Below are 25891 nucleotides of genomic sequence, written 5' to 3' on the forward strand. Positions count from 1 at the left end.
AAGCGGCCCGCCGGAACGGCATGGAGCGCAGATTAGGGGCAGCGGAGAAGCAGAAATATCCAGTTCCTGCACGAGTTCTATCCGCTTTGTGCATCCTGGCGCGCACTGCACAGACTGGATAGCGATGCTGCAAGAAGTGGATATTTCACGCCTTTTGTCGTCCCTAGGATGCGAACTCCATGCTGCAAACGACACTGGAGACGCTGGCGATGATCACTACGGAATATCTGGACTCACTGGTTCAGAAGGACAAGGAAAAAGGGGTTTTCCGCTGCAAGCGGGAGATGTTCACCAACAAAGCGCTGTTCGATCTCGAGATGAAGCACATCTTCGAGGGCAACTGGATCTATCTCGCCCACGAGAGCCAGGTGCCGAAGATCAACGACTACTACACCACCAAGATCGGCCGCCAGCCGGTGTTCATCACCCGCAACAAGGACAATCAGCTCAACTGTTTCATCAACTCCTGCGCCCACCGCGGCGCCACGCTGGCGCGCTTCAAGCACGGCAACAAGGGCAGCTTCACCTGCCCCTTCCACGGCTGGACCTTCAACAACTCGGGCAAGCTGCTCAAGATCAAGGACCCGGCCGAAACCGGCTACCCGGCCAGCTTCAACTGCGATGGTTCGCACGATCTGAAGAAAATCGCGCGCTTCGAGTCCTACCGCGGCTTCCTGTTCGGCAGCCTGAACCCGGACGTGCAGTCGCTGGAAGATTTCCTCGGCGAATCGAAAGTCATCATCGACATGATCGTCGACCAGTCCCCCGAAGGCCTGGAAGTGCTGCGCGGCGCCTCGACCTATGTCTATGAGGGCAACTGGAAGCTGCAGGCCGAGAACGGCGCCGACGGCTACCACGTCACCGCCACGCACTGGAACTACGCGGCAACCCAGGCGCAGCGCAAGAGCCGCGACTCGGGCGACGACATCAATGCGATGAGCGCGGGCGGCTGGGCCAAGAAGGGTGGCGGCTCCTACTCGTTCGAGAATGGCCACCTGCTGTTGTGGACCCGCTGGGACAACCCCGAGGACCGCCCGCTGATGGAGCAGCGCGAGCGCCTGGTCGAGGAATTCGGCGAAGCGAAGGCCGACTGGATGATCTGCAATTCGCGCAACCTGTGCCTGTACCCGAACGTTTACCTGATGGACCAGTTCAGCTCGCAGATCCGCGTGTTCCGTCCGCTCGACGTCAACCGCACCGAAGTCACCATCTACTGCATCGCGCCCAAGGGCGAATCGGCCGAAGCCCGCGCCCGCCGCATCCGCCAGTACGAGGACTTCTTCAACGCCACCGGCATGGCCACGCCCGACGACCTGGAAGAATTCCGCGCCTGCCAGGAAGGCTTCATGGGCGGTGCGCTGGAATGGAACGACATGTCGCGCGGCGCCGAGCACTGGGTCAAAGGCCCGGACGGCGAAGCCGACAAGATCGGACTCAAGCCCATCCTGTCGGGGATCAAGACCGAGGACGAAGGCCTCTACGTCGCCCAGCACAGCTACTGGCTCGAACAGATGCGCGAAGCCATCGCGGCCAAGTGAGCAAACGCCAACCGGAGACCATCGACATGAACATTTCCTACGAGAACCTGTGCGCCTTCCTCTACCGCGAAGCCCGTTACCTGGACGACCGCGACTGGGACAGCTGGCTGGCGCTGTACGACGAGAACTGCACCTTCTGGATGCCGGCCTGGGACGACGACGGCGAACTGACCGAAGACCCGCAAAGCGAGATCTCGCTGATCTGGTACGGCCGCCGCGCCGGCCTCGAGGACCGCGTGTTCCGCATCCGCACCGAACGCTCGAGCGCGACCATTCCCGACACGCGCACGAACCACCACCTGAGCAACATCGAAGTGCTCGAGCAGGACGGGCAGATGGTCAAGCTGCGCTTCAACTGGCACACGATGAGCGTGCGCTACAACCACACCGACCACTTCTGCGGCACGAGCTTCTACACCCTGGACCTGTCCGGCGGGCAGCCGCTCATCAAGGAGAAGAAGGTCGTGCTCAAGACCGACTACATCCGCCACGTCCTCGACGTGTATCACGTCTGACAACAAAAGCCTGGCGCCGCCGCACGCCGGCCACGACGGCCGCGGCCCCGTCCGCAACGGACGGGGCCGCGGCATCGGGCGGGCGCACGCCGGTCGACCATGCCCCGACACGGAGACAAGCATGACATTCAAGATCGCCCTGAATTTCGAGGACGGCGTCACCCGCTTCATCGACTGCAACGCTTCGGAAACCGTGGCCGATGCCGCCTACCGCCAGGGCGTCAACGTGCCGATCGACTGCCGCGACGGCGCCTGTGGCGCCTGCAAGTGCAAGGCCGAATCCGGCCAGTACGAGCTGGGCTTCTACATCGACGACGCGATGAGCGAGGAAGAGGCGGGCCTGGGCTACGTCCTCACCTGCCAGATGCACCCCAGGAGCGACTGCGTCGTGAACGTGCCCGTCTCGTCCGACGTGTGCAAGATCAGGCAGGCGACGCTGAGCGCATCGGTGGACGAGGTGCGCCAGCTCTCCCCCAGCACCATCAGCCTGGTGCTGCAGGGCCCGGGCATCGACAAGCTCGCCTTCCTGCCCGGCCAGTACGCCAACCTGGAAGTGCCCGGCACCACCCGCACCCGTGCCTACTCGTTCAGCTCGATGCCCGCCGAAGGCAAGGTCGCCTTCCTGATCCGCAACGTACCCGACGGCCTGATGAGCGGCTACCTCACCGAGCGCGCCCGCCCCGGCGACACGATCAGGCTTGCCGGCCCCATCGGCAGCTTCTACCTGCGCGACGTCGCCCGCCCGGTGCTGATGCTCGCCGGCGGCACCGGCCTCGCCCCCTTCCTGGCGATGCTGGACAAGCTCGTGGCCCAGGGCGGCAGCGCCCACCCGGTCCACCTGATCTACGGCGTCAATACCGACGCCGACGTCGTCGCCCTCGACCGCCTGGATGCCTTCAAGGCCGCCCTGCCCAATTTCAGCTACGAAGTCTGCGTGGTCGCCGACGACAGCGCATGGCCGAAGAAGGGCTACGTCACCGCCCACATCGAGCCGGCCCACCTCAACGGCGGCGAGGTCGACATCTACTTGTGCGGCCCGCCGCCGATGGTCGAGGCGGTCGCCCATGACCTGCGCGAACGCCAGATCGAACCCAAAAGCTTCCACTACGAGAAATTCGCCGCCAGCGTCTGAGCCGGCCCAGCCAGGAGCAAACATGCCTAACCGTTTCAACAACAAGGTCGCGGTCATCACCGGCGCCGCGCAGGGCATCGGCAAGCGCGTCGCCGAGCGCATCGCCGAGGAAGAAGGCACGCTGGTGCTGGTCGACCGCTCGGAGATCGTCCATGAGGTCGCCGATGCCCTTGCGCAGAAGAAGACCGACGTCCTCGGCCTGACCGCCGACCTCGAGAAATTCGCCGAATGCCAGCGCGTCATGGACGCGGCCGTCGCCCGGTTCGGCCGCATCGACATCCTCGTGAACAATGTCGGCGGCACGATCTGGACCAAGCCCTACGAGCATTACGCCGAGCACGAGATCGAAGCCGAAGTGCGCCGCTCGCTGTTCCCCACGCTGTGGTGCTGCCGCGCGGTCCTGCCGCACATGCAGGCGCAGGGCAAGGGCGCGATCGTCAATGTGTCGTCGATCGCCACCCGCGGCGTCAACCGCGTGCCCTATGGCGCGGCCAAAGGCGGGGTAAACGCCCTGACGGCCTGCCTGGCGCTGGAGAACGGTGAGCGCGGCATTCGCGTCAATGCCACCGCGCCGGGTGCGACCGAGGCCCCGCCGCGCCGCGTGCCGCGCAACACGCAGGCACAGAGCGAGCAGGAAAAACGCTGGTACGAGCAGATCTACAGCCAGTCGATCGACAGCAGCCTGATGAAGCGCTACGGCACACTCGAGGAACAGGCCGAACCCATCCTGTTCCTCGCCTCCGACGACGCCGCCTACATCACCGGCACGGTGCTGCCGGTGGGCGGTGGCGACATGGGCTGATTGCAGCGTCCTCTCCCTCTCCTCGGACGCATTGGCCGCGCTGTGATCGGGCAGCGCGGCTTTTTTTCATCGCGGACGCCCGCCTCGCCAGGCTCAAAAAATTTTATATCGCCGTATAGACATAATTTTTATAAGGCCATACAATCGAAATTACTGAATATCTCGATAATTTTCCCATAAGAAGCCGGAATCACCCAGCCCAGGACAAGGCGCCAGACCATCCCCTGGCGGAGAGGAGAAGGAAATGACGAACGAAGGTGTGCTGCAGGCACATTCGCCCACATCGCCCCGGAGGGCCGCGTGATGCCCCTCCAGTTCCTGAACGGCAGCAGCAAAGTCTTCGCCGCGGCGAATCCTTTCGAAGTCTCCGAATACGTACGTGCCAATGTCGGCACGCACAGCCTGCGGCTGTCCAACGCCGGCCATGCCAGCGCCTCGCTCAGCCACCGCCGCGCCGGCATGCTGGACCTGTGCCGCCTGCGCTACGGCGCCCAGGCGCGCATCCTCTCCGAGGGCCTGGGGGACATCTACCATGCCCAATTCATCCTGCACGGGCATTGCCGCTACACCTTGGCCAATACCTCGCTCGACCTGTCCGCAGGCCATGTGCTGGTCATCAATCCGGACGAGCCCATCGATCTCACCTATTCGGACGACTGCGAGAAGTTCATCCTGCGGATTCCATCGCCGATGCTGGACGATGCCTGTGCCGAGCACCGCTGGTTCAAGCCCAACGAGAGCATCAAGTTCAGCCAGGTACCGCACAAGTTCGAGGACATCGACAGCCTGCTGATGCTGCTGAAACTGCTGTGCGAAGAGGCCGAATCGGAGCTCGCCACGCCGCAGATGCTGCAGCACTACAACCAGGTGGTGACGACCAAGCTGATGGTCATGCTCAAGCACAACGTCAGCATGATCACCCCGACCCGGCATGCGCCCAGCTTCGAACGCCTGAGCAACTACATCGAGCGCAACATCAAGCTCGAACTCAGCGCCGAACAACTCGCCCAGCATGCCGGACTCAGCCTGCGCTCGCTGTACATGCTGTTCGAGAAGAACGCCAGGACCACACCCAAGAACTACGTCCGCCAGAAGAAGCTGGAACGGGTGCACGCCGTGCTGAGCGATCCGCAGCAGCCCTGTCCGAACGTCACCGCGGTGGCGCTCGAATACGGCTTCACCCATCTCGGCCGGTTCTCCGAACTCTACAAATCGGCATACGGCGTGCTGCCTTCGCAATCGATCCGCTGCCGCCACCCATCATCGAAAGAAGCAGGCAAATGAGCATCGAACGCCTGGCAATCAATCCCCCCGAACTGTTCTCCGGCAAGGCTTTCAGCCAGACTTTCTCGATCCGCGGTCACGAGCGGCTGATCTTCGTATCCGGCCAGGTCGACTGCGACGCGGACGGCAAGGTCCGTCATCCGGACGATCTCGAAGCGCAGCTCGAGGGCACGCTCGACAACCTCGACATCGCCTTGCGCGCCCAGGGCGCCGGCATGCGCGACCTGGTCGCGGTGACGATCTACGTGGTCGGCCTGCAGCCCGAACAGACCGCCCGCATCCGTGAAATCCGCTCTGCCTATTTCGACCCGGAGCATCCGCCCGCAGTCACCTTGCTGGGTATCGAACGCCTGGCCTTTCCCGGCCTGCGGGTCGAGATCGACATCATCGCGGCACAGTAAACAGCAGTGACCGCAGGGCCGAGATCAGGATTTGCCATGCCCCTGATTGAGAAACCCACGGAGCAGTCGGACCAGCCTGGGCATCACCAGCCAGGTCATCATCACCACGATCAACGCCGTCAGAACTGCGGTACGCAGCAGGAAGGGCAAAGCCTGCAGCAGAGGGGCGACCAGCCAGAGCACCAGGGACACGGTCGGAAAGATGCCCAGCCAGGTCACCAGCGCCATGCGCGCGCGGGGCGGGTGCATGCTGGCAGGCACCACTGCCGGCTCGAACCAGGCTTCCAGGCCGCTCAACTTCCGGAACGCCGGCTCGCCATCGGCGACTTCGCGCAAGCGCTCGAGGCACTGCATCCGCGCTTCGCTGCGGTCCCAGACATCCAACGCAGCCTCGGAAGCAAAACGCGTCACGATCTGATAATCGCCCCCCGGCTGCTCGGGCGGAATGATGTCGCCGCCCAGGAAGCCCTTGAAGGTGCGCATCCGGGCCAGCATCGCGCGCACCCGCGATTCGTATTCCGCCTCGTGCCCCGGGAGCGCGCGGCGGCGCGCGATGCGTGTGACGGACGGAGCGGTTTCGTTTGTCGGATCGTTCATCGCAGCGGATCCCCAGGCTGTTTCATCGGCACGACCGAGCGTGCCCCGCGCCGGAGCGTCGGGCAACGGCCATCGTCAGCGCCCCAGATCCTTGGCCGAGGCGCCGGCAATGCCCCAGTTTTCCTTGGGCACGTCGTGGATCCAGACGCGCACGTTCTCCTTCGGCGCGCCGACTGCATCGACGAGCGCCTGGGTGACTTTCTCGATCACCGCGCGTTTCTGCTCTTCGCTGCGGCCTTCGATCATGTAGATCTGGGCAAATGGCATGGTTCCGTTCTCCGGGCTTGTGGGTTTGGAGCGGCAGGCCTTGCTGGCCGCTCCACGGGATCATTTGAAGCGCACGGATACCGAGCCGAGGCCCTGCACCCGCAATGTGACGTCGTCGCCCGGCTGCACGGCCACGGCCTCGGTGATGCCGCCCGACAGGATCAGCGACCCGGCCGGAATCTCCTCGCCGCGCTCGCCCAGCATGTTCGCCAGCATCGCCACCGCGGCGGCGGGGTGGCCGAGCACCGCCGCCCCCGCACCGAAGGCCACCGGCTCGCCATTCTTCTCCAGCACGATGCCGGTGGTGCGCAGGTCGACATCGTCGGCGCCGGCCATGCTGCCGCCGACGACGAAGCGGCTCGACGAGCAGTTGTCGGCGACGACGCTCTTGAGGTCGAACTTGAAGTCGCGGTAGCGGCTGTCGATGACCTCGATGGCCGGGATGACGAAATCGGTGGCGGCGAGCACGGCGCCGATGTGGCAGCCCGGCCCGCGCAGCGGCGCCTTGGTGACGAAGGCGATCTCGGGCTCGACCTTGGGATGGATCAGCTCCGAGGTGTTGATCTCGCTGCCTTCGGGCACGCTGAAGTAATCCACCAGGAAACCGAACACCGGCGTCTCGACGCCCATCTGCTTCATCTTGGCATGCGAGGTCAGCCCGGCCTTGAGGCCGATGACGCGGTTGCCGCGGGCTATCTTGCGGCGCCGGATCTCGTCCTGGATGGCATAGGCGTCGTCCCAGTCCATGTCGGGATGCTCGTCGGTGATCTTGGGCGTGTCCTTCGCCTCCAGTTCGCAGGTCTCGAGATGGATGGCCAATTGCTCGATGGCTTCGCGTGACAGTTTCATGCTGCAATCCCCTTCGCCTTCGCCAGGTTCATCGCCGTATCCTCGATCATGTCCTCCTGCCCGCCGACCATGCCGCGCCGGCCCATCTCGACCAGGATCTCGCGCGCCGGCACGCCGTACTTCTTCTCCGCGCGCTTGGCGAACAGCAGGAAGGAGCCATAGACGCCGGCGTAGCCCAGCGTCAGCGCATCGCGGTCGATGCGGATCGGGAAGTCCATGATCGGTACCACGAGGTCCTCGGCCACGTCCTGGATCCTGAACACATCCACGCCGGTCTCGATCCCCATCAGATCGCACACCGCGACGAACACTTCCATCGGCGTGTTGCCCGCCCCCGCGCCCAGCCCGGCCGCGGCCGCGTCGATGCGGGTGGCGCCCGCTTCGAGCGCCGCCAGGCTGTTGGCCACGCCCATCGCCAGGTTGTGGTGGCCGTGGAAGCCCAGTTCGGTCTCGGGCTTCAGGGCATCCCTGACCGCGGACAGGCGCGACTTCACCGTGTCCGGCAGCAGGTGCCCGGCCGAGTCGGTGATGTAGATGCAGTTGGCGCCGTAGCCTTCCATCAGCTTCGCCTGCTGCACCAGCCCTTCGGGGCTGTTCATGTGCGCCATCATCAGGAAGCCGACGGTGTCCAGGCCGAGCTTGCGGGCCATGCCGATGTGCTGCTCGGAGACGTCGGCCTCGGTGCAGTGGGTGGCGACGCGGATCGTGTTGACCCCGAGTTCGTGGGCCATCTTCAGGTGGTCGACGGTGCCGATGCCCGGCAGCAGCAGCGCCGAGACTTTCGCCCGCTTCATCAGCGGGATCACCGCGCCGAGGTAGTCCTCGTCGCTGTGGGCCGGGAAGCCGTAGTTGACCGAGCTGCCGCCCAGGCCGTCGCCGTGGGTGACTTCGATCAGCGGCACGCCCGCGTCGTCCAGCCCGCAGGCGATGGTCTTCATCTGCTCGAGCGTCATCAGGTGGCGCTTGGGGTGCATGCCGTCGCGCAGGGTCATGTCGTGAACGGTGACTTTCTTGCCGCGAAGTTCCATGTTGATCTCCTTCATCGGGCGGCCGTTCAGGCCACCATCGTTGCGCGGTTCGGTTCGAGTGTCAGGCGCCCGGCGAGGATCTCCTCGGCGAACATCTCGGCGGTGCGCGCACCGGCCGCGGTCATGATGTCCAGGTTGCCGGCGTACCGGGGCAGGTAGTCGCCCAGGCCTTCGACCTCGAGGAAGACCGACACGCGCTTGCCATCGAACACCGGGCCATTGACCAGGCGGTAGCCGGGCACGTACTTCTGCACTTCGGCGATCATGGCGTGGATCGAGGCGGTGATCTTTTCCTGGTCGGGTTCGGTCTCGGTCAGGCAGTGCACCGTGTCGCGCATGATCAGCGGCGGTTCGGCCGGGTTCAGGATGATGATGGCCTTGCCCTGCCTGGCGCCGCCCACTTTCTCGACCGCACCGGCGGTGGTGCGGGTGAATTCGTCGATGTTCTTGCGCGTGCCCGGGCCGGCGGATTTCGATGACACGGTGGCGACGATCTCGCCGTAGGCCACCGGCTGCACGCGCGACACGGCGGCGACCATCGGGATCGTGGCCTGGCCGCCGCAGGTGACCATGTTGACGTTCATTTCGCCTTTGCCGACGTGTTCGGCCAGATTGACCGGCGGCACGCAGAACGGGCCGATCGCCGCGGGCGTGAGGTCGATCATCAGCACGCCCAGCTCGTTGAGCTTGCGGCTGTTCTCGGCATGGACGTAGGCCGAGGTGGCGTCGAAGGCGATCTGCACGCCGTCGGCCCGCACGTGCGGCAGCAGGCCGTCGACGCCGTCCGCGGTGGTCTTGAGACCCAGTTCGCGCGCGCGCGCCAGGCCTTCGGAGGCGGCGTCGATGCCCACCATCCACACCGGTTCCAGCACCGCGCTGCGCTTGAGCTTGTACAGCAGATCGGTGCCGATGTTGCCCGGGCCGATCAAGGCGCATTTGATCTTGTTCATGAGTCGGTTCCTTGTCGGAAAGTTGAATGCGGTCAGTCTGTGTTGCGGCAACCGGTGCTGCGGTCAGCCGATGCTGCGCACGACGCCGCCATCGGCGCGCAACGCGGCGCCATTGGTGGCCGCCGACAGCGGGCTGCAGACATAGGCCACCAGATTGGCCACTTCGGCCGGTTCGATGAAACGCCGCAGCAGGGAACTCGGTCGATCGCGATTGAAGAACTCGCGCTCGACCGTTTCCACCGCCACGCCCTGCTCCGCCGCCAGCCTGCCGAAGAACTCGATGACGCCTTCGGTGCGGGTCGGCCCGGGCAGCACGGCATTCACCGTCACGCCGGTACCGCAGCAGGTCTCGGCCATGCCGCGCGACACCGAAAGCTGGGCAGACTTGCTCATGCCGTAATGCACCATGTCGCCCGGCGGATTCAGGCCGGATTCACTGGAAATGAACACGATCCGGCCCCAGCCGCGAACCTTCATGCGCGGCAGGCAATGGCGTGCGAGACGCACGCCGCTCATCACGTTGGCTTCGAAGAAACGCAGCCAGTCGGCATCGCCGATGTCCTCGAAGGCACGAGGCTCGAAGATGCCGAAGTTGTTCACCAGCACGTCCACTTCACCGCAGTGCTCGAGCAGGCCAGCCACGCCTGCCGCGGTACTCACGTCGGCCGCGACCCCACGCACCCAGGCCTGCGGCACTTCGGTACGCACACGCGTGCAAGCCGCCTCGACACGGCCTGCGTCACGGCCATTCACCACGACTTCGGCGCCTTCGGCAGCGAGCCGGCGGGCGATGGCATAGCCGATGCCTGCCGTCGAGCCGGTCACCAGCGCACGCTTGCCGGATAGTTCGAGATCCATCGGATGTTCTCCAGGAGACGGGGAAAAGAGGCGCGGCGGACGAAGAGGGAGACAGGTTGGAAGTTATCCGCCGCGCGCAATCGATCAGACGAAACGCACCGAGCAGCCGCCGATGCCGCCGATGGTGACGCGAAGGTTGTCGCCAGCCACCACCGGCACCATGATCGCCAGCGAACCCGACAGCACGACTTCACCCGCCTTCAGGCTGATGTCGAGCGCACCGAGCGTGTTCGCCAGCCAGGCCACCGCGTTCGCAGGCGCGCCGAGTGCCGCGGCGCCCGAGCCGGTGGCGACGATCTCGCCGTTCTTCTCCAGCACCATGCCGCAGGTGTTCAGATCGACCCGCCGGGGATCGACCAGGCTGTCGCCGAGCACGAACACGCCGCAGGAGGCGTTGTCCGCCACGGTGTCCTGGATGCGGATCTTCCAGTCGCGGATGCGCGAATCGACGATCTCGAAGCAGGTCATCACGCCTTCGGTCGCGGCCAGCACCTCGGCGGCAGTGACGCCCGGACCTTTCAGATCCCTCTTCAGCACGAAGGCGATCTCGCCTTCGGCCTTGGGCTGGATCAGGCTGTCGGCCGGAATCGCCTCGCCTTCGTTGTAGAGCATGCGGTCGGTCAGCATGCCGAAGTCGGGCTGGAACACGCCGAGCATGTTCATCACCGCCTTGCTGGTGACGCCGATCTTCTTGCCGACGATGCGTTCGCCGGCTTCCAGCCGGCGCGCGATCATGCGCTGTTGCACGCGGTAAGCGTCGGCGATGGTGATCTCCGGGTGGCGCTCGGTGAGCGGCGCCAGCACTTCGCGCTTCACCAGCGCCAGGTAAAGCTCGTCGCCGAGCTGTTCGATGAGATTGCGGTCCATGTCGATTGGCCTCAGTTCAGGGGTTTCGGTTCGTCGTCGCCGGCTTCGGCGAGGAAATCGCCCACCAGGCGGGCAAAACGCCCGGCATGTTCGATCTGCGTCCAGTGGCCGCAGCGGCCGAAGACGTGGAGCTGCGCGCGGGAAATCCAGTCGGCCAGGGTCAGCGAAGTGGCCAGCGGGATGACCCGATCGTCGCGGCCGTGGATCACCAGGGTTTCGTGCGGCAGCGCACGGATGTCGGCCTCGCGGCTGGCCATCGCATCCACCCAGCGCTGGCGCGGCGCGGGGAACATCGCCGCGAAGGACTCCTGGAAGCCGGGGCGGATGCTGGCCTGGTAGCGCAGTTGCGCCAATTCGTCGTTCACCAGCGAACGGTCCCAGGCGAAGTAGTCCATGATCGCGCGCATGTTCTCGAACGACGGCGTATAGCCCCACACCGCGTCCAGCCCCGGGGTGATCTCGAACGGCACGCCGACGCTGCCCATCAGCACCAGCCGGCGCACCCGCTGCGGATGGCGGATGGCGATGGCCAGCGCCAGCGCGCCGCCGAAGGAGTTGCCGACGAGGTCGGTCCGTTCGATGCCCAGCGCGTCGAGCAGGCCGACCGCCTGCGCGACCCAGTCATCCATGTCGTAGCGCTGGCCTGCCGGCCGCTCGGTGAAACCGAAGCCGACCATGTCGGGCGCGATCACCCTCGCCTGCCTGGCCAGTTCGGGCATCACCAGACGCCAGTTGGCCCAGGCCGATACGCCCGGCCCGGAGCCGTGGATCATCAGCAACGGGTGGCCGCTGCCGAGGTCGTGGTAGTTGGTACGGATGCCGGCAGCGACGATGCTGTCGGCGATCTCGGGGCTGGTGGCGCTCATCGCGGCCGGCCTCACAGCTTGATGCAGATGTTCTTCAGCTCGGTATAGAACTCGAGCGAATGCACGCCGCCTTCGCGGCCGATGCCGGACTGCTTCGAGCCGCCGAAAGGCGTGCGCAGGTCGCGCAGGAACCAGGAATTCACCCACACCAGGCCGGCCTCGATGCGGCCCGCGACGCGGTGGGCGCGTACCAGATCGCGGGTCCACACCGAGCAGGCCAGGCCGTAGTCGGTATCGTTGGCACGGCGGACCACTTCGTCCTCGTCGTCGAACGGCTGGATCAGCGTGCAGGGACCGAAGATTTCCTCGCGCGCGATCGGCGAGCTGTCGTCCAGCCCGGTCCAGATCGTCGGCTGCACCCAGGCGCCGTTCGCCAGTTCCCCCGGCATCACGGGCACGCCGCCGCCGGTGACGACGGTGGCGCCCAGCGCCCTGGCCTTCTCGTAGTAGGACAGCACCTTCTGCTTGTGCTCCTGCGAGATCAGCGGGCCGAGGCCGGTGGCGGCATCTTCGGGGCGGCCGAGCCTGAGCCCTTCCGCGCCCTTCTTCAGCGCCTCGACGAAACGCTCGAAGATCGGCCGTTCGACATAGACACGCTCGGTGCCCAGGCAGACCTGGCCGCAGTTGGCGAAGACCGAGCGCATCGTGCCTTCGATGGCGGCGTCGAAATCGCAATCGGCGAACACGATCGCCGGATTCTTGCCGCCCATCTCGAGCGACACCGGGCGCGCACCTTCCGCTGCCGCCTTCATGATCGCCGCGCCGGTGCGGGTCTCGCCGGTGAAGGTGATGGCATCGACGTTCGGATGCGCGGTGACGAATTCGCCCGCCGAGCCCGGGCCAAAGCCGTGCACGACGTTGTAGACGCCCTTCGGCATGCCGACCTCGTTCATCACCTCGCCGAGCAGGGCCGCCGTCTGCGGGGTTTCCTCCGAAGGCTTCACCACCACGGTGTTGCCGCAGGCCAGCGCAGGCCCGACCTTCCAGGTCATCAACAGCAGGGGCAGGTTCCACGGACAGATGACACCGACCACGCCCACCGGGCGGCGCACGGCATAGTTCAGCGCACCGCGGCCGTCCGGCGTCGCCATCTCGAAGAACTCGGTCGGCACGCTCTTGATGACGTCCGCGAACACCTTGAAGTTGGCCGCGCCGCGCGGAATGTCGATATGACTGGCGAGGCTGCGCGGCTTGCCGGTATCGGCGCATTCGGCGGCGAGGAAATCATCGAAACGCTTGTTGATGCCGTCGGCCACCGCGTTGAGCAGATCGACGCGGTCGGCCACGGTCATGCGGCCCCACGGCCCCGACAAGGCGGCACGCGCGGCGGCGACGGCGGCATCGACTTCGGCCTTGCCCGCCTCATGCACCTTGGCGATCAGGGCGTTGTCCAGCGGCGAGAACTTGTCGAAGGACTTGGCGGTGGCGACGAATTCGCCATTGATGAAATTGTGGATCTGTTTCATGGATTGCGTTCCTCACGCTTCGATGTCGTCGGCACCGATCGCGCGCAGACCGGCGCGCGCGCAGATGCCGTCCTGTTCTTCCGTGGCACCGGAGACGCCGATGCCGCCAAGCAATACCCCTCCGCTGCGGATCGGCAGCCCGCCGCCGAACACGATCAGCCGGGGACGGGCGGTGAAGCCGAGCTTCATGCCCTCGTTGTCGCCGACCGCCTTCATCCAGTCACCGGTCGGAAAGCCGAAGCCGCCGGCGGTGTAGGCCTTGTCGATGGCAATCGCGATCGACTGCGGAAAAGCCCCCGGCATGCGCAGGAAGGCGACCAGGTTGCCCGCGGCATCGGCCACGCCGACGCTGATGCGCAGGCCGAGCTTCTCCGCCTCCTGCACCACGGCCTCCACTGCCGCATGGGCAGCTTCCCAACTGATTGCACTCTGCGTGACGGCCAACTTCATCGTTCCGACTCCACTTGCGCCCCACGGGGCTGGTTGTGCGAGAAATTAGATCATCATTTTCTCGATGTCAATATATTTTCTCGAGATTTTAACGATCTACCGCAATGCCTGCCGTCAGCTAGAATGCGAAAGAGCTATCCCTTCGGATCCCGCGCCACCATGAGCGAAACCGTCCTGTCCCAAGCAGCCCTGAACCAAGCCACGGATTCCCACGAAGAACCCAAGACCCTGGTCGAAGGTGCCTACCAGCGCCTGCGCCGCGACATCATCGAGGGCGTCCACGCACCGGGCGAAAAGCTGCGCGTCGAGCACCTCAAGGAGCACTACGACGTCGGCGCCGGCACGCTGCGAGAAGCGCTGCTGCTGCTGGTGACCGACGCCCTCGTCGTTGCCCAGGGACAGCGTGGCTTCCGTGTCGCGCCGATCTCCATCGCCGATTTCGAGGACATCACCCGCACCCGCGTGCTGCTGGAAACCGAGGCCCTGCGGCAATCGATCGCCTCCGGCGGCGAGGACTGGGAGGCCGCCGTCGTCGCCGCCTTCCACCGCCTCTCGCGCGCCGAACAGCGCCTCGCCGACCACGACGTCGGTACCACGGAGGAATGGGAGAGCCGCAACCGTGCCTTCCATGAAGCCCTCATCTCGGCATCCAGCTCGCGCTGGATTCGCCATTTCCAGCACATCCTCTACCAGCAGTCCGAGCGCTACCGCCGCATCAGCCTGTTCCGCCAGCCGATCGCCCGCGACATCCACGCCGAGCACCAGGCCTTGTTCGAGGCGACGATGGCACGCGATGCGACCCGCGCCACCTCGATCCTGACCGAGCACATCCTGCGCACGCTGGATGCCGTCAAGCGCATGCCGGCGGACTTCTTCACCTCCAAGAGCAAGCGCTGACTCTCCAAACCTGCGGCAGCCATGGCTGCCGCAGGCTCTTCCGTTCAGGACACGACGGTCAGGAAACGCTCGTTGAGCTTGCGGTCGTGGTAGAAGATGCCGGTGCCCACCTCGTCCCAGGTCCATTTCACCGCCTGGTAGTCGGGATAGGTGTCGTAGCCGCCGCAGAAGGTCTCGAAGCGGTTGCCCGACGGATCGAAGGCGTAGATCGTCGTACCGCGGGTGACGCCGTGGCGGGTGGGGCCGATGTCGATCGATACCTTGTTCATCGACATGATGTCGGCGGCACGCAGCACCCTCTCCCAACTGTCGAGCTTGAACGAGACGTGGTGCAGCCTGCCCGGCTCGGGGTGGCGGACGAAAGCGATGTCGTGCGCCTTCGTCGAGCATGACAGCCAGATGCCGAGATCGGTCTCGCCATCCTCCATCACCACGTGCTCGACGAGGTAGAAACCGAGCACCTTCTCGAAGATCTCCTGCACTTTCTCGATATCCGGGCCGTATAGCAGGCAGTGGTCCAGGCGCGTGGGTGCGATGCCGCGCTCGGCGTCCGGCACCCAGGGATCCGGATTGACGTAGGACTGGCCATTGCCGACGTCGCTCTTCTCGGCATACAGCTCGATCAGATGGCCGGAGGGGACTTCGAAGCGGACGCGTTCACCGGTCGCCAGCATCTCGCCGGCCGGAATGCGCTCGGTGCGGACGCCGAATGCCTTCAGGTCGCCATCGAGCTTGTCGAGCGTGGCCTTGTCCGCCACCTTGAAAGCGAAGAAATCGATGCCCGCGGAATCGGCCTCGCGGATCAGCACGCTGTTGTGTTCGCGCTCGTCCCAGGCCTTGAAATAGACCCGCCCCTGCTCGTCCCGGCCGGTTTCGACCAGGCCCAGAACGTCGCGGTAGAAATGGATGCCTTCCTCGAGATCGAGTACGCGAAGCGAGATGTGTCCCGGCCTCAATACACCTGTCATAGCCATTTGTTCAACTCCTCTTGAATGTGCATGTCTGCCCGGCCGGGGAAACGAACCGCCGGGCCTGCCCTGCGAATCCGGATGCTCAGTCGCCGCCGCGCATGTACTGCGCCTGGAACATCCTGGGCGGGTTCTGCTTCGGATCGACCTGGCCCTTGAAGTGGCCGGTGGTGCAGTGCCTGGCCTGCACGTCGATCATCGAGAAGGCGTCGTCGATGCCGATGCCCGAGCCCTTGTTGATCGGCAGGTGGTGGTCGGCGTGCGACTTGCCGACCATGAACACCTTCCACAGGTCGCCCTTGCGGTCGTAGATCTCGTTGGCGCCGTTCAGGTTGCCGAGCTGCGCGTCCATGTAGAACACGCGCTTGCTGACCGGATGGGCGCTGTTGACCGGCGCGGCTTCGAGCACGTAGACCTTGCGCAACTGCCAGGTGCCCTGGTGGAAGCATTCGCCCTGGCCGCCGAAGCCGACGTACTTGAAGCCGTCCGGATCCTTGAACTCGTCGCTGAGCGCGAGCTCGTTGTGGTTCCACATCGGCAGGATCACGTTCTTCGTGCCCTTGTAGGTCCACTTCATGTCGGAGATGCGGCCGTTGTAGCCCTCAAAGTCCTCGATCATCAGGTCCGAGCCGAGGAAGGCGTCGGTGGTCTGCCCGGTCGCCAGGCGGCGCACGCGGCGCTGGAAGCCCAGGTACAGGTAGGCGTCGTCGAGCTTCTGGTCGTCGTCGTAGCGCTGGATCAGCAGCTGGGTGTTCTTCAGGTCCTGCGGCGCGTCGACCTTGACGTAGATGCCCCTGAACAGGTTCGAGGGGTTGGGCGTGACCTCGGGCACAGGGTCGTCCTTGACGCGGTGTTTGAGGTTGAGGAAGTGGAAGCTGAACTGGATCGTGCGCTCGAGCTGCCCGGTCGCCATGTTGCGGTACTTCCAGTAGAAGGGCGTGATGTTGGCGCCATCGCCCCAGTTGACGCCGTACTTGTAGTTCCACGCCAGCTTCTCGCCGGCGCGCGGGTCCTCGATGTCCGGCTCCTCGACGAAGGGACGGCCACCTTCGAAGCCCTCCAGGTCGCCGCTGTTGGGGCCGAGCCGGGCCTTGCCCAGATTGCGCCGGGTGGCCTCGACGTAGGCGCTGGAAAGTTCGAACTGGGTGGTCGGGCCGACTTTTATTTCGAACAGGCCATCCTTGAGCAGCTTGTAGACGCCGTCCGGCACGACGTCCTTGAACTGGTCGACGTTGCCCTGGTTGATCACGGTGCCCACGCTCAGCCCGGGATGGCTCGGGAAACCGTTCTGGTAGGGATTGAAGCTGGCCTGAAGCTCGGCTTCCGTCGCCGCCTGGGCGGCCAGGCTCAGGCCGAGCAGTGCCGCGGCGATGATGGTTTTGTTCATGGGGAATGTCTCCTCGGGTCAGAACTGATAGCGCAGCTTGAAATACACTTCGTCTTCGTACATCGCCGAACCGATCGGCCCGGCGCGGAAGCGGCCGAGCGGCTCGAAGCCGGCGAGGCCGCGTGAATACGGCGTCATTGGATCGGGATCGCCATCCGGCGCGGTGAAGGGCATCCAAGGGTTGCAGGCGCGGCAGTCGTCGAAGCGGCGCGCGCCGGTGCCGACCTTGAAGTTGCCGCCGAAGCTGAGCTTCAGGTTGTCGGTGAGGCTCCATTCCACCGCCGGCGCGATGGCGGTCGCCCTGGCCTTGAAGTCGCGCGCGATGATCAGCTCGGGGCTGAGGCGGTCGTTCATCATGAAGGACTTGATCAGCAGCGTGCCGATGTAGCTGTCCTTCCAGTCCGGCATCCCCACCGCGCCGAGGTAGTTCTGGCCGTTCTTCGTGCCGGTCGAGTAGTACTCGTGGTCGAAGATGTGCTGCCAGAACAGCTGCGCCGAGATCAGCGTCGTGCGGTGCGGATTCAGGAAGGGAATGAAGGTCGGCCGGTCGATGCCGATCACGCTGCGCCACACGCGGTTCTTCGAGTACAGCCCGGGCCGGGCGGTGTTCGAGAACTCCTCGCCCCAGCTCATCGCGCCTTCGAAGCGGAAGGCCGCGCCCAGCGTCTCGGACTGGAAGTCGAGCGAGCCGCCCAGCAGCTTGACGCGCGGGAAGTGCATGTCGAAGGAGATCAGGTAGGGATTGTGCTCGCTGTATTCGCCGGTGAAGCCGTTGGTGGTGCGCTTGCCGCCGCGCAGCGAAGGCAGTTGCGAGCGGTAGTACAGCGCGTTCAGCGAAAACGCCAGGCCGCTCTGGGTGATGCCCTCGAACTTGGCACCGATCTGCGTGTTGGCCAGACTCCAGGATGGCAGGTCGACGTCCCGCAGGCCGATCTGGCCGGGTCCGAAGTTGGTTGCAAGCAGCGTGCCCGGCGCGACGTTGGCGAAGTTGGCGACCGTGCCGCCGTTGTCCCACAGGTTCGCCATGCCACGGAAGAAGCAGCCCGCATCCAGGATCGCGTTGGGCGAGCCGCACTGGCCGAGGTTGTTGGGGCGGAACTTGTCGAAGTTCCACACGATCTGGAAGTTGCGGTCCTGCATCGACTCCGACGGCCCCATGCGCCATTCGGCCTGCACCATCCACATCGGGATGCGGATGTCCTGGAGTTCGTCGTAGATGTTGTTGCGCGAGTAATCGACCGGGTTGATGACGTCGAGCACGCGGAACAGGTCGGTACGGCCCCACACGACCTGCTGCTTGCCGATCTTGAGGAACAGGTCGGTGCCATCGTCCAGGGCGAAGTTCTTGCGCACGTAGGCTTCGCGGATGAAGTCCAGGCGGTCGTTGAACTCCGGCGCCTCGAGTTCGGACAGTGTCCGGTCGCCGTAGCCGCCGAAGTCGCGGCAGCCGCGCTTGTCCTTGTCGCAGGGCCGCACCGGCACGCCGAAGGCGACGCCGCCGTCGGTGTCGTGGAGACGGTCGCCGAGCACCCTCAGGCCTTCGTTCGGGCTGTTGCGGTAGCCTGCGCCCGAGACGAAGGCGTTGTTGGTCAGGCCGAGGCCGTCGACCAGTTCCTTGTTGACCGGGCCGGCACCGTGCGGCGTCTCGATGTAGCCGCCCGGCGTGGTCGATTGCAGCATCACCGCGCCGCCCGCCGAATTGCCGTACTGGCCCTTGTTCATGCGATAGACGCCGTCCCAGGTGCCGCGCAGGATGCCGCGGAAAGCCCAGTCGTCGCCGAGATCCTTGTCCGCTTCGAGCTGCAGCGTGTTGCGGAACTTGGACAGCCCGACCCGCTCGCCGGTGTGGTCCTTGCCGCGGAAGGCCGTGTGGTTGTCGTAATAGACATCCACCTTCCAGGGCGCAGTCGAGCTGCCGAGGTCCGGCAACTGCTGCGCCGCGGCGGCAAAGGCCAGCGCGCAACCCGCCGTACAAGCGGCGAGCCTGAACACCGGCGGCCGCAGGATCCGTTTTTTCCTCATCTCGTGTCTCCTACCTTCTTGTCGTTTTCCGGGCGATCCCCCGGCTCCTTGCCAGACGTGGCCGGTGGGCCAGCCGCGTCCTGAACCCCCTGCGGCCCCTACACCTCGAGTACGCCGTCCTCGTCGTAATGCGCGGCGGTGACGAACTTCGGCTTGAACACCACGCACCAGCTCGGCACGATCAGCACCGCGGCGATGGCATTGACGACGAGCATGTACACCAGCAGCAGCGCCGCATCGGACTGGAACTTCAGGTCGGACATGAAGATCCACAGCACCACCCCGGCGATCAGGGTCGCGGCGGTGAAGGACACGGCCGAGCCGGTGGTGGCGACCGCCTTGATCACCGCCTGCTTCATGTCGCCCAGCTCCGCGTACTCCTCGCGGATGCGGTCCATGAAATACACCGCGTAATCGATGCCGACGCCGACACCGACGGCGATCACCGGCACGGTATTGACGCTGATGCCGATGCCGATCGCGCCCATGTAGGCGTAGGTCATCAGCGTGGCGAACAGCATCGGCAGCACCATCAGCCAGCCGGCATGGAGCGAGCTGTAATAGAGCGACACGATCAGGAAGGCGAAGACCATCACCGCCGGAATGATGATCAGGTGGTCGGTGTGCAGGGCCTGGTTGGCCGCCGCGGTGACGCCGATGATCCCGCCGCCGAGCTCGATGCGCAGCCCGGGCACCTCGGCCTCGATCAGGCGGGCGCCCTCCTCGGCCAGGGCGACGACACGGTCGATGGTGTCGGCCTGGTGGTCCTTGTAGTAGAAGACGATGTTGGCTTCGTCCTCCTGGGCATTGACGAACTCCTTCAGCGCGCCGGGGATCGGACTGGAGGCCATGTAGGCGAACATCAGGCCGCCGACTTCCTCGGCGCTGTCGGGCAGCTGCATCCAGCGCGGGTCGTCGTTGTGGGTCAGCTTGTTGACCACGCGCACGACGCCCGGCAAGGCCTTGGTGCCGCCCAGCGCGGGGTCGGACATCATGTGCGCCTGGAAGCGCTCGATGGCCGCCATGACTTCCGGCCGCTTGATGCCGCCCGGCTCGTCGGTGCGGGCGAGCACGTGCAGTTCTTCCGAACCCGGGAAGCGCTCGTTGATCGCCGTGGTCGACACGTTGTAGTCGTGATGGCGGTGCAGCAGCGGCGAACCCGGCTCGGTGTCGCCCATCTTGACCTGGCCGAGCAGGTACAGCCCGCCGAGCGCACCGATCAGCGTCAACACCAGGATGGAACGTGCGCCACCGTCGGTGCCGCCGGTCTTCGCCATCGCGCCGCCGAGGATCGCGGGCATGAAGTCGTTGCTGTTGTCGGTCTTGCGCGGTGCGGGCAGCACCGACAGCGCCAGCGGCACCATGAAGTGCACGGTGAAGATCACCGAGATGCCCCAGAAACCGGCGGCGATCCCGAGCTTGTGGTTGAACGGCGCGGCGCCGAGCACCAGCACCGCCAGCCCGACCGCGTCGACGATGATCGCCAGCGAACCGGGCCGGAACAGGGCGTCGAGCGCATTGCGCGCCGCCTTCTGCCCGTCCTTCACGATCGCCAGCTCTTCGTAGTAGCGCGCCACCAGTTGCACGCCGTGCGAGGTCGCGCGCGCCGCGATCAGGAAGGGGATCGGCAGGGACAGCGGTTCGAGGTTGATGCCCATCAGCGCCATGAAGCCGAGGCCCCAGATCGTCGATAGCGCAATGCCCAGCATCGGCAGCGCGATGCCGTAGAGCCGGCGGAAATACACGATCAGCAGCAGCGCCAGCAGCATCAGCGTGAACACCATGATCCGGATGATCTGGTCCAGGTAGGTGTACACCCAGCCGGTCAGCACCGGATTGCCGGTGACGTGGATGCTGTGCCCCGGCGTGGCGAGCTCTTCACGCACTTTCTGCAGCGCCGCGAAGGTCGCCGGATAGTCGATGTCGCCTTCGTTGAGCTGGGCCTTGATCAGCGCGGCCTTCAGGTCGGGCGACACGAGCAGGCCGTACATCGTCGGGTTGGCGATGACGTCCTTCTTCAGTTGCTCGAGTTCGGCCACGCTGCGGCTCGACTTCTGCGGGTCGTAGTAGGACTCGGAGGCGAAGCCGCCCTGCTCGTCGAGGAAGATCTTGCGTGCAGTCCGGTGCGTCAGGCTCGACACCAGGTTGTGGTTGACGCCCGGCAGGCTGTCGACGCCCTGGGTCGCCGCGTGGATCAGGCGCAGGGTGCGATCGTTGAAGATCGTGCCCTGCTCCACTTCCACCGCCATCACCACCATGTTGGCACCGCCGAAGTTCTCCTTCAGGCGGTTGTAGGTCTGGATGTAGGAATGGTTCTGCGGCAGCAGATCGGAAAAATCGGTGAACACCCGCAGCCGGGGCAATGCCAGGCTGAACAGGACGGTACCCAACAGGATCAGCGCAAGGACGATCTTCGGATTGGCGAAGATCCACGCCTCGGCGAGGTGCAGCCTGTGGGTGACGGAGTGACGCAGCTTACTGACCAAGTTCCTGCCCTCCTCAGTTGGCCCGGATGCCGATCACGCGCACCAGCCCGCCGGGACTGCCGGCGACGAGCGCCGACTGCCCGGGCAGCGAAGCGCCGGCACCGAAGAAAACGGGCAAGGGATCGGGGTAAGGCACGGCTTGCCAGACACCTTGTTCCAGCCGCGCCACCGTGCCGCCTGCACCGATGCCGTGCGGTACGCCTTCGTGCATGAACAGGCGATAGAGCGGCGCATGGGTGTTGTTGGCCTGCCGCTCCCAGTTCCGTCCGCCATCTGCGGTATGCAGGATCTGGCCGGCGATGCCGCTCACCCAGCCTTCGTCGCGTGAGGCGAACAGCGCGGCATACGGGTAGAACTCGTTCGGAATCGGCTCGAGGCGATCCCAGCGCTTGCCGCCGTCGGCGCTGACGGCAATCAGGCCGAACTCGCCGACCGCAATTGCATGGTCCTCATCGACGAACTGCAAGGCAGTGATCTGCGCGTCCTCGTCGAGATCGAGGTGAGACCAGGAACGGCCCTGATCAGGCGAGTGCGCAATACCGGCATGTGTGCCGGCCACCCACCAGCCGCCCCGAGGATCGCAGGCGATCGCCAGCGGCACGCTCGGCTCTTCGAACGCCGAGGACGCGGCTACGGCGCCATCCGCAGCGATCGACACGACGCGGCGGTAGAAGTCCAGCGCGATGAAGCTTCCGTCCGGACATTGCGTCGAGTCGATCAGCGATGCGCCATCGACGGCCGTGCGCTGCCAGCTATGGCCGGCATCGGTGGACACCAGCATCGCCCCTGCCTGCGTGCCGGCAATGACGACCTGCTGGTTGGCATTCAGGGTCTGGATGACGTGGTAGCGCTGCAGCGGGCGTTCCGCCTGGGCGCGGACCGCCGACAAATCCGGCTGGGCCTGGCAGGCCGCCAGCGACAACGCGCAGGCAGCCGCCAGCAGCCCCGGGCGCAAAAGCCCGTCGGCAAGGTGATTCATTGTCTCCTCCTCTCCGGAGCCTCGTTGCGGCCCCGGCGCCGGCAATCGGCGCCGGCTGGTCTTGTTCTTTCGGTGAAGCGGGAAAGCACAGCTCAGATCAGCCTGCTTATTCCCATGATTTCACATAATTCTCGATATTTCACTAAAATTTATTTTATAAAACCCGGTCAGATCTTCTTGAACAGCGGGCTGCGGACCTGCTGGACGTCCGCCGCGGAGAAGAACTTCTCCATGTAGATGTCGCGCTCGAACAGACGGCCCTGCATCAGCGCCGTGATGCAGGCGTCGATCATCAGCGGCGGGCCGCACAGGTAGGCCTTGTGGCCGCGGAAATCGCCGTTGAAATGGGCAGTGGCCGCTTCATGGACGAAGCCGCGAAAACCCGTCCAGCCGGAATCGGCCGGCTCGTCCGACAGCGCCGGCACGTAGCTGAAGCTGGGATGGCGCTCGGCTAGCGCGAGGAATTCGTCGTGGTAATAGAGTTCGCCGCGATGGCGCTGGCCATACACCAGCGTCATCGGCCGCGTGTCGCCGGCATCGAGCAGGTCGAGGATCATCGAGCGCGGGCTCGACAAGCCCGAACCGCCGGCCATGAACAGCAGCGCCTCAGGCGCCGACCTGCGCACGAAGAAACGGCCATAGGGGCCGGACAGGCGTACGCGCTCGCCGGCTTCGAGCCGCTCGTGAACCCAGGTCGTGCCGCGGCCGCCCGGCACGATGCGGATGTTCAGTTCGACTTCGCGCCCGCTCGAAGGCGGGTTCGCCAGCGAGAAGGCCCGGCTGTATTCGCCGCCTTCGAGGAAGAAATTGACGTACTGCCCGGCCTGGAAGTGCATCGGCTCGTCGGTCTCGATGAAGACCGCCTTGATCGTCGGCGTCAGTGGCTCGATCCGCGTCACGGTGCCGGGAAAATCCCGCACCGGAATGGATTCAGCATCCGCTTCCTCCTCGATCTCGGCCTCGATCGTCACGTCCGACTCCAGCCGCGCACAGCAGGCCAGCGTCTTGCCTTCGTCGCGTTCGAAGTCCATCAACGCGAAGCTCGAGGCCTCGCCATGGTCGATTTCGCCGTCGATCACCTGCACCTTGCAGGTTGCGCACAGGCCATGGCAGCAGGCGTGGGGCAGCCAGATCCCGGCCCGCAGGGCGGCGTCGAGAATGGTCTGGCCTTCTTCGACCTCGATCGTCTGGCCGATCGGTTCGATCGTCAGTTCATGACTCATGATTCGTTTCCGTCGTATCCGTTCTTCGGCGGGCGGAGACGGCGGGTAGCGCCGCCCCGCGCCTTGCGTTCAACTGCAGGACCCCTCGATGCCGGTGAGGCCCGGCGTGCGGAAGCGGATCACGTCCTTGTGTCCGAGTCCGTTGTCCGCCAGCGACTTGTCGAAGTCGGGGGCGAAGGGCTTGCCGGACTTGAACCACTCGGCCTTCGTCCAGTCGATGCGGGCGAAGTCGGGGTGGTAGCCGAACGAACCCGGCAGCACGCCGTCGACGACGTCGCCGAAACGCATCGTCGGCGGAAAGGCAAAGGCGAAAGGCGCGCAGAACATCAGGTGATCCTCCCAGCCGATGTAGAGCAGCTGGGCGCCGTGGAACTTGTCCATCGAGTCGGCAGGCGGGAAGTCGTAGGCTTTGATGGCAGCAACAGCCATGTCGTGTCTCCTGGGTGTTTTTGTCGGCCGCAGGTGGGAAACCGCCCGCGGCATCGAGATGCTCAGATGTTCCTGGTCGCCTGGCCGCGCCATTCGGCGAAGTTCTTCCTGTCTTCCGAGATCTCGAAATCCAGGTTGTCGCGGCCGTGCTCCAGGTTGTAGAACTTCAGCACCTCGGCCAGCGGATCGAAGCCTTCCACCGTCGGATCGGTGCCTTCGGGGAAGCAGTTGCCCTGGTAGATCTGGTGCACCGGCAACCAGGCCTGGGTGTACTTCTCTGGTTCGTCCTCGAAGATCTTTTTGCAGTGATCCGAGCAGAAGTGATACTTGTCGTCCCTGTAGTCGACCTCGCGGTAGCAGGTCTTGGTGGGCTCGCCCGGTTCGGTGAAGACCATCGGGATCTGGCAGACCTGACACAGCATCGGCAGCGTCTTGCTGTAGAAGCGATTGCCCTTGGCCGCCTGCTCGCGCCAGAACCGGTAGCGCGGGCGGTAAAGCTTGTCGAAGCTGTCGGGATACTTGCTCGCCAGCCACTTCATCTCGTCGTCGTCCGGCATCCAGGTGTGGAAGTTGGCGGCAGCGGCGTAGTTGTAGAAAGTGCTCCAGGCCTGGTGCGACAGATGGTCCTTTTCGAGGGCGATCTGCCCGGCGCACTTGGGCATCGTGATGCCGTAGCGGGCGAGGTCCTTGAACAGCGCGCCGCCGTTCTCCTCGAAATAGATTTCCCACGCCTCCTTCCAGCTCATCGTGCGCTTGGGCAGCATGTAGTCCATCATCATCGCCACCAGCGTCAGCACGCGGTAGCCGCGCCAGGTCCACTTGTCGATCCAGCGCTGCACGATGGGCACGTTGGCGGGGTCCTGCTCGAGGATGAACTTGATCACCTCCAGGCCCAGCGTCATGTGGCGCGCCTCGTCGGACTGCGCCGAGAAGCCGAAGGTCATCGTGCCCATGTCGCCGTTGTAGGCCGCGCCCGAGACGAAGGGGACGAACAGCAGGTTGGTCAGCACGTACTCGAACGAGAAGCCGATCGCCACCATGAACTCGAACGGGCCCGCGGTCAGCGCATCGTCGAAGAAGCTCTTGGGCACCGACAGGAACCACACGCGGTCATGGGCATGATGGAAATCGTGCATGCCGTTGTAGTACTTGTTGTAGTTCGAGATCGAATGCACCTGGGTCTGGGCATGGCGGATCTCGTCGATCGACTGCATCAGGCAGGCGACGCGCGGCCCCGGCCCGGGGAAGGCGCGGCCGGCATGGGCGAAGCCGCGATGGGCGACGTATTCGAGCGGGCTGATGCCGCTGATGAACAGCTTGACGGCGTTGATGTAGCGCGCGTCGGTGACGTTGAGGTGGCCGTTGTTCTGGTTGAAGGCGTCGATGATCGCGTAGAGCTTGCGCTCCTTCTCGGCCTGGTACTTCCAGTAGGCGTCCATCGTCAGGCGGAACGGATCCTCCCATTTGTCCCAGTCGTGGATCTTGATCCCCTCGTAGGCGACGTAGGGGTAGATGTCCTCCATCTTCTGGTAGGAGGGCGTCCAGTCGAGGCCGCGGGTCATCACCGCGTAGCGCTCCTTGAGGCCGAGTTTCTTCTTGGCGACTTGCATATCCATGGTTCGTGTCTCCT

General features: G+C 65.0%; 25 protein-coding genes. 7 read left to right on the top strand and 18 right to left on the bottom strand.

The features are described 5' to 3' along the window. Positions 1–209 precede the first annotated feature (209 nt). The 6 genes from benA (at position 210) to ACNQFN_RS16185 (ending at position 5672) form a co-directional block, all read left to right on the top strand. Positions 210–1538 (top strand): benzoate 1,2-dioxygenase large subunit, encoded by a 1329-nt coding sequence (gene benA / locus ACNQFN_RS16160; protein WP_418648925.1) that lies wholly within the window; start codon positions 210–212, stop codon positions 1536–1538. Positions 1539–1564: 26 nt separating this feature from the next. Next, a complete protein-coding gene (gene benB, locus ACNQFN_RS16165) occupies positions 1565–2053 on the top strand; it encodes a benzoate 1,2-dioxygenase small subunit (RefSeq protein ID WP_068639149.1) in 489 nt (162 codons plus the stop codon). Between the two features lie 121 nt (positions 2054–2174). Then, positions 2175–3185 (top strand): benzoate 1,2-dioxygenase electron transfer component BenC, encoded by a 1011-nt coding sequence (gene benC / locus ACNQFN_RS16170; RefSeq protein ID WP_068639124.1) that lies wholly within the window; start codon positions 2175–2177, stop codon positions 3183–3185. 22 nt (positions 3186–3207) lie between these two features. After that, positions 3208–3987 carry a 1,6-dihydroxycyclohexa-2,4-diene-1-carboxylate dehydrogenase gene (locus ACNQFN_RS16175; RefSeq protein WP_068639123.1) on the top strand — a complete coding sequence of 260 codons (780 nt, stop codon included), beginning with the start codon at positions 3208–3210 and terminating at the stop codon, positions 3985–3987. A 303-nt stretch (positions 3988–4290) separates the two neighbouring features. Continuing rightward, positions 4291–5271: an AraC family transcriptional regulator gene (locus ACNQFN_RS16180; RefSeq protein WP_068639122.1), complete on the top strand. Its 981-nt coding sequence runs from the start codon at positions 4291–4293 to the stop codon at positions 5269–5271. Then, positions 5268–5672 (top strand): RidA family protein, encoded by a 405-nt coding sequence (locus tag ACNQFN_RS16185; protein WP_245650984.1) that lies wholly within the window; start codon positions 5268–5270, stop codon positions 5670–5672. Before ACNQFN_RS16180 ends, ACNQFN_RS16185 begins: the two co-directional genes overlap by 4 nt. Positions 5673–5696: 24 nt before the next feature. Here ACNQFN_RS16185 and ACNQFN_RS16190 read toward each other — a convergent pair whose 3' ends face one another. The 10 genes from ACNQFN_RS16190 to ACNQFN_RS16235 form a co-directional block, all read right to left on the bottom strand. Then, positions 5697–6269: an antibiotic biosynthesis monooxygenase gene (locus ACNQFN_RS16190; protein ID WP_418647001.1), complete on the bottom strand. Its 573-nt coding sequence runs from the start codon at positions 6267–6269 to the stop codon at positions 5697–5699. A 75-nt stretch (positions 6270–6344) separates the two neighbouring features. Further along, positions 6345–6536, bottom strand: coding sequence for a 2-hydroxymuconate tautomerase (locus ACNQFN_RS16195; protein ID WP_068639119.1), 192 nt, complete (start codon positions 6534–6536; stop codon positions 6345–6347). A 60-nt stretch (positions 6537–6596) separates the two neighbouring features. Continuing rightward, the gene (gene dmpH / locus ACNQFN_RS16200) at positions 6597–7385 is read right to left on the bottom strand and encodes a 2-oxo-3-hexenedioate decarboxylase (protein WP_418647002.1); all 789 of its coding nucleotides are present in this window, start codon (positions 7383–7385) and stop codon (positions 6597–6599) included. After that, positions 7382–8413, bottom strand: coding sequence for a 4-hydroxy-2-oxovalerate aldolase (gene dmpG / locus ACNQFN_RS16205; protein WP_418647003.1), 1032 nt, complete (start codon positions 8411–8413; stop codon positions 7382–7384). The genes dmpH and dmpG overlap by 4 nt, the downstream gene beginning before the upstream one ends. 26 nt (positions 8414–8439) lie before the next feature. Further along, positions 8440–9363 (bottom strand): acetaldehyde dehydrogenase (acetylating), encoded by a 924-nt coding sequence (locus ACNQFN_RS16210; RefSeq protein WP_418647004.1) that lies wholly within the window; start codon positions 9361–9363, stop codon positions 8440–8442. A gap of 63 nt (positions 9364–9426) precedes the next feature. Beyond that, on the bottom strand, positions 9427–10221 hold the full coding sequence (locus ACNQFN_RS16215; protein WP_068636207.1) for an SDR family NAD(P)-dependent oxidoreductase: 795 nt from the start codon (positions 10219–10221) through the stop codon (positions 9427–9429). Positions 10222–10305: 84 nt separating this feature from the next. Next, entirely contained in the window at positions 10306–11088 is a 783-nt protein-coding gene (gene dmpE / locus ACNQFN_RS16220; RefSeq protein WP_418647005.1) for a 2-oxopent-4-enoate hydratase, read from the bottom strand. Between the two features lie 11 nt (positions 11089–11099). Continuing rightward, on the bottom strand, positions 11100–11954 hold the full coding sequence (locus ACNQFN_RS16225; protein WP_418647006.1) for an alpha/beta fold hydrolase: 855 nt from the start codon (positions 11952–11954) through the stop codon (positions 11100–11102). An 11-nt stretch (positions 11955–11965) separates the two neighbouring features. Beyond that, positions 11966–13420 carry a 2-hydroxymuconic semialdehyde dehydrogenase gene (locus tag ACNQFN_RS16230; RefSeq protein WP_068636204.1) on the bottom strand — a complete coding sequence of 485 codons (1455 nt, stop codon included), beginning with the start codon at positions 13418–13420 and terminating at the stop codon, positions 11966–11968. 12 nt (positions 13421–13432) lie between these two features. Then, positions 13433–13870, bottom strand: a complete 438-nt coding sequence (locus tag ACNQFN_RS16235; protein ID WP_068636203.1) for a GlcG/HbpS family heme-binding protein — start codon at positions 13868–13870, stop codon at positions 13433–13435. A 159-nt stretch (positions 13871–14029) separates the two neighbouring features. Between ACNQFN_RS16235 and ACNQFN_RS16240 the strand changes: the two genes are divergently transcribed. Next, a complete protein-coding gene (locus ACNQFN_RS16240; protein WP_174524520.1) occupies positions 14030–14767 on the top strand; it encodes an FCD domain-containing protein in 738 nt (245 codons plus the stop codon). A 44-nt stretch (positions 14768–14811) separates the two neighbouring features. On the opposite strand, the gene ACNQFN_RS16245 is transcribed toward ACNQFN_RS16240, so the two are convergent. The 8 genes from ACNQFN_RS16245 to ACNQFN_RS16280 all read right to left on the bottom strand — a co-directional run bounded on the left by ACNQFN_RS16245 (position 14812) and on the right by ACNQFN_RS16280 (position 25877). After that, positions 14812–15741: a catechol 2,3-dioxygenase gene (locus ACNQFN_RS16245; protein ID WP_068636202.1), complete on the bottom strand. Its 930-nt coding sequence runs from the start codon at positions 15739–15741 to the stop codon at positions 14812–14814. 79 nt (positions 15742–15820) lie between these two features. Continuing rightward, complete coding sequence (locus tag ACNQFN_RS16250; RefSeq protein ID WP_068636201.1) at positions 15821–17122, bottom strand: DUF1329 domain-containing protein; 1302 nt, start codon at positions 17120–17122, stop codon at positions 15821–15823. A gap of 18 nt (positions 17123–17140) precedes the next feature. After that, complete coding sequence (locus ACNQFN_RS16255; protein ID WP_418647007.1) at positions 17141–19144, bottom strand: DUF1302 family protein; 2004 nt, start codon at positions 19142–19144, stop codon at positions 17141–17143. A gap of 98 nt (positions 19145–19242) precedes the next feature. After that, the gene (locus ACNQFN_RS16260) at positions 19243–21630 is read right to left on the bottom strand and encodes an efflux RND transporter permease subunit (protein ID WP_068636199.1); all 2388 of its coding nucleotides are present in this window, start codon (positions 21628–21630) and stop codon (positions 19243–19245) included. Between the two features lie 13 nt (positions 21631–21643). Next, positions 21644–22609, bottom strand: coding sequence for a YCF48-related protein (locus ACNQFN_RS16265; RefSeq protein WP_068636198.1), 966 nt, complete (start codon positions 22607–22609; stop codon positions 21644–21646). A 167-nt stretch (positions 22610–22776) separates the two neighbouring features. After that, entirely contained in the window at positions 22777–23832 is a 1056-nt protein-coding gene (locus ACNQFN_RS16270) for an NADH:ubiquinone reductase (Na(+)-transporting) subunit F (protein ID WP_068636197.1), read from the bottom strand. A gap of 69 nt (positions 23833–23901) precedes the next feature. After that, positions 23902–24261, bottom strand: coding sequence for a phenol hydroxylase subunit P4 (locus ACNQFN_RS16275; protein WP_068636196.1), 360 nt, complete (start codon positions 24259–24261; stop codon positions 23902–23904). A 62-nt stretch (positions 24262–24323) separates the two neighbouring features. Next, positions 24324–25877, bottom strand: coding sequence for an aromatic/alkene/methane monooxygenase hydroxylase/oxygenase subunit alpha (locus ACNQFN_RS16280; RefSeq protein WP_068636195.1), 1554 nt, complete (start codon positions 25875–25877; stop codon positions 24324–24326). Positions 25878–25891 lie beyond the last annotated feature (14 nt).

The sequence above is a fragment of the Thauera butanivorans genome (assembly GCF_048398245.1).
GTDB classification, from domain to species: domain Bacteria; phylum Pseudomonadota; class Gammaproteobacteria; order Burkholderiales; family Rhodocyclaceae; genus Thauera; species Thauera butanivorans.

Coding starts and splice junctions, on each gene's coding strand:
- benA (WP_418648925.1), top strand. CDS start 210: ATGATCACTACGGAATATCTGGACTCACTGGTTCAGAAGGACAAGGAA.
- benB (WP_068639149.1), top strand. CDS start 1,565: ATGAACATTTCCTACGAGAACCTGTGCGCCTTCCTCTACCGCGAAGCC.
- benC (WP_068639124.1), top strand. CDS start 2,175: ATGACATTCAAGATCGCCCTGAATTTCGAGGACGGCGTCACCCGCTTC.
- ACNQFN_RS16175 (WP_068639123.1), top strand. CDS start 3,208: ATGCCTAACCGTTTCAACAACAAGGTCGCGGTCATCACCGGCGCCGCG.
- ACNQFN_RS16180 (WP_068639122.1), top strand. CDS start 4,291: ATGCCCCTCCAGTTCCTGAACGGCAGCAGCAAAGTCTTCGCCGCGGCG.
- ACNQFN_RS16185 (WP_245650984.1), top strand. CDS start 5,268: ATGAGCATCGAACGCCTGGCAATCAATCCCCCCGAACTGTTCTCCGGC.
- ACNQFN_RS16190 (WP_418647001.1), bottom strand. CDS start 6,269: ATGAACGATCCGACAAACGAAACCGCTCCGTCCGTCACACGCATCGCG.
- ACNQFN_RS16195 (WP_068639119.1), bottom strand. CDS start 6,536: ATGCCATTTGCCCAGATCTACATGATCGAAGGCCGCAGCGAAGAGCAG.
- dmpH (WP_418647002.1), bottom strand. CDS start 7,385: ATGAAACTGTCACGCGAAGCCATCGAGCAATTGGCCATCCATCTCGAG.
- dmpG (WP_418647003.1), bottom strand. CDS start 8,413: ATGGAACTTCGCGGCAAGAAAGTCACCGTTCACGACATGACCCTGCGC.
- ACNQFN_RS16210 (WP_418647004.1), bottom strand. CDS start 9,363: ATGAACAAGATCAAATGCGCCTTGATCGGCCCGGGCAACATCGGCACC.
- ACNQFN_RS16215 (WP_068636207.1), bottom strand. CDS start 10,221: ATGGATCTCGAACTATCCGGCAAGCGTGCGCTGGTGACCGGCTCGACG.
- dmpE (WP_418647005.1), bottom strand. CDS start 11,088: ATGGACCGCAATCTCATCGAACAGCTCGGCGACGAGCTTTACCTGGCG.
- ACNQFN_RS16225 (WP_418647006.1), bottom strand. CDS start 11,954: ATGAGCGCCACCAGCCCCGAGATCGCCGACAGCATCGTCGCTGCCGGC.
- ACNQFN_RS16230 (WP_068636204.1), bottom strand. CDS start 13,420: ATGAAACAGATCCACAATTTCATCAATGGCGAATTCGTCGCCACCGCC.
- ACNQFN_RS16235 (WP_068636203.1), bottom strand. CDS start 13,870: ATGAAGTTGGCCGTCACGCAGAGTGCAATCAGTTGGGAAGCTGCCCAT.
- ACNQFN_RS16240 (WP_174524520.1), top strand. CDS start 14,030: ATGAGCGAAACCGTCCTGTCCCAAGCAGCCCTGAACCAAGCCACGGAT.
- ACNQFN_RS16245 (WP_068636202.1), bottom strand. CDS start 15,741: ATGGCTATGACAGGTGTATTGAGGCCGGGACACATCTCGCTTCGCGTA.
- ACNQFN_RS16250 (WP_068636201.1), bottom strand. CDS start 17,122: ATGAACAAAACCATCATCGCCGCGGCACTGCTCGGCCTGAGCCTGGCC.
- ACNQFN_RS16255 (WP_418647007.1), bottom strand. CDS start 19,144: ATGAGGAAAAAACGGATCCTGCGGCCGCCGGTGTTCAGGCTCGCCGCT.
- ACNQFN_RS16265 (WP_068636198.1), bottom strand. CDS start 22,609: ATGAATCACCTTGCCGACGGGCTTTTGCGCCCGGGGCTGCTGGCGGCT.
- ACNQFN_RS16270 (WP_068636197.1), bottom strand. CDS start 23,832: ATGAGTCATGAACTGACGATCGAACCGATCGGCCAGACGATCGAGGTC.
- ACNQFN_RS16275 (WP_068636196.1), bottom strand. CDS start 24,261: ATGGCTGTTGCTGCCATCAAAGCCTACGACTTCCCGCCTGCCGACTCG.
- ACNQFN_RS16280 (WP_068636195.1), bottom strand. CDS start 25,877: ATGGATATGCAAGTCGCCAAGAAGAAACTCGGCCTCAAGGAGCGCTAC.